The following is a 6,260-nucleotide window of genomic DNA, read 5'->3' on the forward strand; positions in this document are numbered from 1 at the left end:
CAATAATATATATTATTAAAAAATAAGTAGAATTTAATAAAAAAGTACAATAAAAAAACAAAATTAGTATAAAAACAAAGAAAAAATAAAAAACAAATTATACAATAAAAGAACTAAAAAACAAAAATTAGTATAAAAACAAGTAAAATTGAAAAATAAATAGTAATATACATGAATTAAAAATAAATTTTAAATAAAATTTAATTTAAATTCATAATTTTAACTTCTTCTAAAAAGCCCATTAAAACTTCTTTTGAAAATCCTTCAATGAATTTAATGGATCCAGCACATTCATGGCCTCCACCATCAATTCCAGCATTAGGTAATTTTTCAATTAAATCAAGAATAATTTGATTAATATCAAAACCATAATTTGCATTAACTGCATCAGTAGCACGAATTACACCAAAGTCAGGTCCATGACCAAGAGTAACTACAGGTTTATCTTCACCAATTTCTTGTGCAATTTTATCATGAACAAAACCACAAGTTTTACCTGGAGCAGGGAATGTAAATTTATGTGCATATTTCTCAACATCAATCATATTAAAGTAAATACCATTATCTAATTTAATCTTTTTAACATTAGGTAATGCTGCTTTAAGTTGAGTATCAACACGTTTTTCATACTCTTTATATAATGCATCAATCATTTTTTCATGTTTATCATGATTATCTACATCTAAAATAGTATCAATAATTCCTCTACCATTCATAAACCTAAGGAAATATGCTTCAAAATCAGTACATTCTGCAATTTTTCTTTGATTTTCTTCAGAATAACCGCATTCTTCAGCAAGTTTAATGTATTGATTTGCTTCATCACTTTCTGCATGGTCTCCAATAGCTGCAATACCTGGTAAATGTTTAATTTGATCTTTAACATCAGGATTAATTAAACAAGCAACTTCAGTTGCAAGAGCTCCAGCAGTAATTTGTGAATCTCCACCAACAAGATATGGGTTTACATGCATATCTACATAATCATCTACAGGTACACGACCATCAACAACATCTCCTGGAGAATGGTGATCAATAACTACAACTTCAATATCATAAATTTTAGTTTGCATAAGTGCTACAATATCTTCTTCTGTAGAACCATTATCTAACATTACAAGAATTGGTAATTTTTGTCCATGTCTATCTAAATCTTCAAGAGCAAAAGATAAATCTTTTACAACATCTTCAAGTTCATAGAATGGTGCTTTTGATGGTGATCTTTTAAAGTAATGATATTTAGCATCAGCATCAGGATTAACCTTTTCAATAAGAGGAACTACTGCTTTTTCCATTGCAACACCAGAACAAATACCATCTGCATCTGCATGATGTCTTAAAAGAACAGTTCTACCATCTAAAATAGCTCTTCTTATTCTTTTAGCAGCATCCATCATTTTAGGTTTAAGTTTTTCAAGAGTTTCAGATTGGATTAAAAAGTCATTATCTTCAACTGAAGCTTTTTCATCAAGGGCCTCATCAATTAATTTATATAATTCATCTTTAGCATTGCCAGAAAGTTTTTCAATTGATTCAGACTCAATTTGAATATCTCCATCATGTTTATTTACTTCACCTACAACTTCAACCATATCTTCAACTTCAATTTCAGGATAAGCTCTTACACCTGCTTCTTGGAAAGCAGCTACATAAGTAGTTCCTGTTTCATCAGTAATTGTAAATATAGTAGGTCCTGAAGTTTGTTGAATCTGAGCAGCTAAACCTTGAATTTTAACAACTTTACCCATTACATCTTCATTAAGTTCTTCAATTTTAGTTCTTTCAATATCTTTTTTCAACTTTTTAAGGGTATATTTAGTAAATGATACTGGTCCCATATCTACTTCATGTTTACGAGATTTAATTTGAGTAACTTTAACATTAATTCTTTGACCAACACGATAACCCGATTTACCAGTTCTCATTAGACCCCAAACTTGATTATTCAAACTTACAAAAACACCGAATTTAGCAACTTTAGTAATTTTACCACGATAAAATTTACCAACCTCTAAATCTTCCATTTCACATAAAGGATCAAGAGTATATACACTGTTGTCTTCTTCCTGTGTATTTGTATTTTCTTTTGATTTATTAACTTTTATATCTTTCATACACTCATCACAGTAATCTTTATTTTCAGTTTTTAAAATCTTTCCACATTCTTTACATACATTAACAAAACCTGTTCCATTACAGGTAGGACATTTTTCTTTAACTTCAATTTGTCCTTTACCATTGCAAACTTCACAAGGAATGTCTTCAGCACTATCTAAATCAAATTTAGCCTTAGCATGACTATTAATACCTTTAAAATGGTTACCAAGATTTATTGTATCTTCGTATCCAGTACCACCACAAGCATCACATTCTTTGTAATCTACTACAATGGTTTTTCTGCCTTTACAATTAGGACATTTAACTTTCATTTTTTCACTCATTAAAAAGATTTTAAAAAAATAATAAATATTTAAAAAGTAAATTTACTATATTAAAACCTTAAAATTTACATCTACAATTAAATAATAAAATTATAAAATAATAGTATTATTATTAAATTTATTAGGATTAGATTCTACAATTTGATTCCTTTGTTGCTGATAGAATAATGCTTGAGACATATCATTACCAGCGTTATAAATATAACTATTACCAGTTTGAATATTATTATTTTTAAATGCATTAACTGCAATTAATAAATTAGAAGATGCATTTTCTTTATAAATCACTTCATTACTAGCAGATTCAATATAAGAAGAATAAATATTATCATTATTTATACTACTTTCTTTTTTTATATCATTTAGTAATGAATTTGCATTAGAGAAAGCAGATTTAGCAGTATTTAATTCATTTATTGCATTATCATATTGTTTATTATTCATATCTTTAACTGCATTATTGTAATTTGTATCTCCAGTTGAAATTTCATTACTTATTTCAGGAATTGAAGAATTTACATAATCAATATTTGAAGACATTAATCCAAATACAATAACTGCTAAAAGTAAAACAATTACAACTGCTAATAACTTTCTATTCATTTTAATCAAATTTTTAAAAATTTTTTTATATTAATCTAACAATTTAATATATATTCAAATAATATATTATAGTTTATGCATTTTATTAAAAATAATGAAAATTTTATTAAAAAAATGAAAAATTAAGTAAAAATTAAATAGATTAATTTTAATATAAACAGAAAAAACAAAATAAAAATTTATTATAAATAAAAATAATATTTTACGAATAAGTAAAACTAAAATAAATCAATTAAAAACTAATAATTATAAAATAAAGAATTTTTTATATTAAATTATTAAAATAAAATAATTAAAAAAATAATAACTTAATAAATTAAAAAAAAACTAAAAAACAGTAAAAACCTAAGAAAAAAGCAAAATAAAAGAAATTTAAATTAATAAATTTCTTAAATAATATTAAATCTAAGCAGATGGCCAGAGACCATGTTTATTACAGTAAGCACAAGCTTTATAATCTGCTGCATCACCAGTAACTTTAAAAGTAGCTTCTGGAGCATCACCAGGTTTTAAGTTTACTCTGTAAGTTTGTTCACCATCAGTTAAAATAATAAATTTAATATAGTGATCTTCTTCCATTGGATGTGGTACTTCACCAAGTTTAACATTAATTCCATCTTCAACTTTACTGATAATAGGAATGTGTTTTGCTCCTCCTTCTTCTTTAATTTCAGGAGTTAATTTAGTCATTTTTTGACCACAACAGGTTAATTCTCCTCCACCTACATCAGCTACAACTACAATATTTCCACATACTTCACATTTACATATATCATTTATTTCCATTTTTATTCACATCCTAGTAAAAAAATATTTTACCTAATAAAATATATTGATTAACTATAATATATAATTTATCATAAGTTAAAATAATATTTTAAAAATATTTTATAAAATTAAATTCACTAAATAAGAAAAAATAATACAAAAAATTACTAATATAACAATATATTATAATATATAACATATAAAGAAAATTATTATTTTAGAATTAGAAAATAATATAGAAGGTGCCACAATGAGTGTAATTATTGCCTATATAGGTAAAAAAGGTTGTGTAATGGCTAGTGATAAAAGAAGAATAGCTTATTTCGGAGATAAAGAAGAAAGAGAAAAATTAGAAGAAGATTTATACTCCGGAAAAATTAGAAACGATGAAGAATTATACAACGAAGCAGCTAAAAGACAAATTACCTTAAAAATTAGTGATGACGTTAATAAAATTAAGAAAATTGAAACAGTATTAATGGGTGAAGTTTCAACTAAAACTACAATGGAAATCAGAAGAAAACGTATATATGGTACTAGTAATGGTTATCAAATCGTTGAATTATTAGGTTCTGAAGTTCAAAATAAAGAAAGAGGCAATAGTGGAATCATAATCTTTGGTAATAAAATTGCAAAATCTATAGCAAACTCTTTAATTAAAGAAAGATGGAAATCCAATCTTAGTTTAAAATATATAGGAGATATATTTGAAGATATAATTAAAGAAATTGCATCAAAAACCCCTTCAGTTGGAAAAAATGTAGAAGTATTATACACTAAAAATAATAACCTTAATAAAGTAACTGCTCAAGAATACCTTGATAAAACTGAAGAAATAGACAATAAATTATTAGAAAAATATAGACAAAAACTAAGTGAAGAATTACTAAGTCAACAAAAATCAATAGAATTTGCAAGTAAAATAATCACTAAAGGAGATGTTGGTTTTGTTAATTCATATGAAGGTAAAATCCTTAAAATAAAATTAGCAGACAATGTTCAAGCATTTGATATGGATTGGAAAGTACTTGCTAAACCTGGTGAAGAAATCATAATGTTTATAGATAAAGATAATAATGGAAATGAAATTAAAGATATAGAAGTTTCCAATTATGTTCAAAAATTTGATAAAGTTGTTGTAAAAGATGAAAATTTATGTTTAGATAAAAACAATATTAAACTAAACTGTGATATTATTTTATGTAATACATAAAGCATATCTAATAAAATAAGCCCAAAAATACATATTAATACATTAAATAAATAATACTATAAAAAATAGTAAAAATGTATTAATATACAATATTAAACATTTTAAAATTTTTAAATAAAACTAAAAGAGAAAAGAACATGAGAATTATATTTTTAGGTACTGGTGGAGGTAGATTCGCTACAATCAGTCAAAGAAGAATGACTGGAGGATTTAGAATAGATAACATAAATGGATTTAACCTCCATGTAGATCCAGGACCAGGAGGATTAATTAGAACTTTACAATATGGAATGAATCCAACTAAATTAGATGGTATTTTCATTTCACATTGTCATACTGATCATTATAATGATGCAGAAATACTAATTGAAGCAATGACCAAAGGAATGACAAAAAACAAAGGTTGTATTATTGCTAATAAAAGTGTAATGGAGGGATATGATAAATGGGGTCCTTCTATTTCAAATTATCATAAAAGCCATTCTAAAAATTATATATTAGAACCTGGAAAAGAAATCGATTTAGGAAAATTCAAAATGAAAGGTACAAAAACCATTCATGGAGATCCCTTTGGTACTGGTTTCCAATTAAAAACTAAAAACATATGTATCTCTTATACAAGTGATACAAAATATTATGATGAATTAGGAGATTATCATAAAGGTGCAGATATATTAATTGGAAGTATTCTTCGTCCAGGTAATAATGGATTAAAAGGTCATATGTGTAGTAATGATTTTATAAATCTTATAAATGAAGTAGAGCCAAAATTAGCAATTATGACTCATTTTGGATTTAAAATGTTAAAACGTAATCCAAAAGATGAAGCTAAAAGAATTAAACACGAAACTGGAGTAAAAACTATTGCTGCAATAGATGGACTTTCAATAGATATTGACTTTAAAAATGTTAATAAGTCTTATATATCTAAGTCAAAAATAAGATCAGTTCCAGGAAAAAATTATAAAAATATTTTTAATTATTAACTTAATTAAAAGTATTTACTTATTTTAAAATATTTAATTAAAAAATATTAAAAATACTTTTAAAAAACTAATTCTAAAAAAACACCAAAAACAAAATCATCCAAAACTAAAAACACACAATAAAACAAAAAATTATCCTAAAATTAATTCTAAAATAACACAATAAAAACAAAATCATCCAAAACTAATTTTTAAAAATAATAGTTAATTCATTAAAATATAAAGAATATATAAATTGTTAATTATTTA

Annotated in this window: 5 protein-coding genes; 2 read left to right on the forward strand and 3 right to left on the reverse strand. The window is 24.7% G+C overall.

Annotated features, from left to right (window positions below):
- Positions 1-200: 200 nt before the first annotated feature.
- From BGI41_RS06085 to BGI41_RS06095, 3 genes are all read right to left on the reverse strand, one after another.
- Positions 201-2,429, reverse strand: coding sequence for a DHH family phosphoesterase (locus BGI41_RS06085; protein WP_088539528.1), 2,229 nt, complete (start codon positions 2,427-2,429; stop codon positions 201-203).
- A 102-nt stretch (positions 2,430-2,531) separates the two neighbouring features.
- Positions 2,532-3,044 (reverse strand): hypothetical protein, encoded by a 513-nt coding sequence (locus BGI41_RS06090; protein WP_088539530.1) that lies wholly within the window; start codon positions 3,042-3,044, stop codon positions 2,532-2,534.
- Between the two features lie 405 nt (positions 3,045-3,449).
- On the reverse strand, positions 3,450-3,830 hold the full coding sequence (locus BGI41_RS06095; RefSeq protein WP_088539532.1) for a desulfoferrodoxin family protein: 381 nt from the start codon (positions 3,828-3,830) through the stop codon (positions 3,450-3,452).
- Between the two features lie 232 nt (positions 3,831-4,062).
- On the opposite strand from BGI41_RS06095, the gene BGI41_RS06100 reads away from it, so the two are divergent.
- On the forward strand, positions 4,063-5,025 hold the full coding sequence (locus BGI41_RS06100) for a DUF2121 domain-containing protein (protein ID WP_088539534.1): 963 nt from the start codon (positions 4,063-4,065) through the stop codon (positions 5,023-5,025).
- Positions 5,026-5,162: 137 nt separating this feature from the next.
- Entirely contained in the window at positions 5,163-6,011 is an 849-nt protein-coding gene (locus tag BGI41_RS06105) for an MBL fold metallo-hydrolase (RefSeq protein ID WP_088539536.1), read from the forward strand.
- The last annotated feature ends 249 nt before the right edge of the window (positions 6,012-6,260 follow it).

It is taken from the genome of Methanobrevibacter sp. 87.7 (genome assembly GCF_002208625.1).
In the GTDB taxonomy this organism is placed as follows: Archaea; Methanobacteriota; Methanobacteria; order Methanobacteriales; family Methanobacteriaceae; genus Methanarmilla.

Excerpts from the sequence above, each read along its gene's own strand:
- BGI41_RS06100 (WP_088539534.1), top strand. The coding sequence starts at position 4,063 with ATGAGTGTAATTATTGCCTATATAGGTAAAAAAGGTTGTGTAATGGCT.
- BGI41_RS06095 (WP_088539532.1), bottom strand. The coding sequence starts at position 3,830 with ATGGAAATAAATGATATATGTAAATGTGAAGTATGTGGAAATATTGTA.
- BGI41_RS06090 (WP_088539530.1), bottom strand. The coding sequence starts at position 3,044 with ATGAATAGAAAGTTATTAGCAGTTGTAATTGTTTTACTTTTAGCAGTT.
- BGI41_RS06085 (WP_088539528.1), bottom strand. The coding sequence starts at position 2,429 with ATGAAAGTTAAATGTCCTAATTGTAAAGGCAGAAAAACCATTGTAGTA.
- BGI41_RS06105 (WP_088539536.1), top strand. The coding sequence starts at position 5,163 with ATGAGAATTATATTTTTAGGTACTGGTGGAGGTAGATTCGCTACAATC.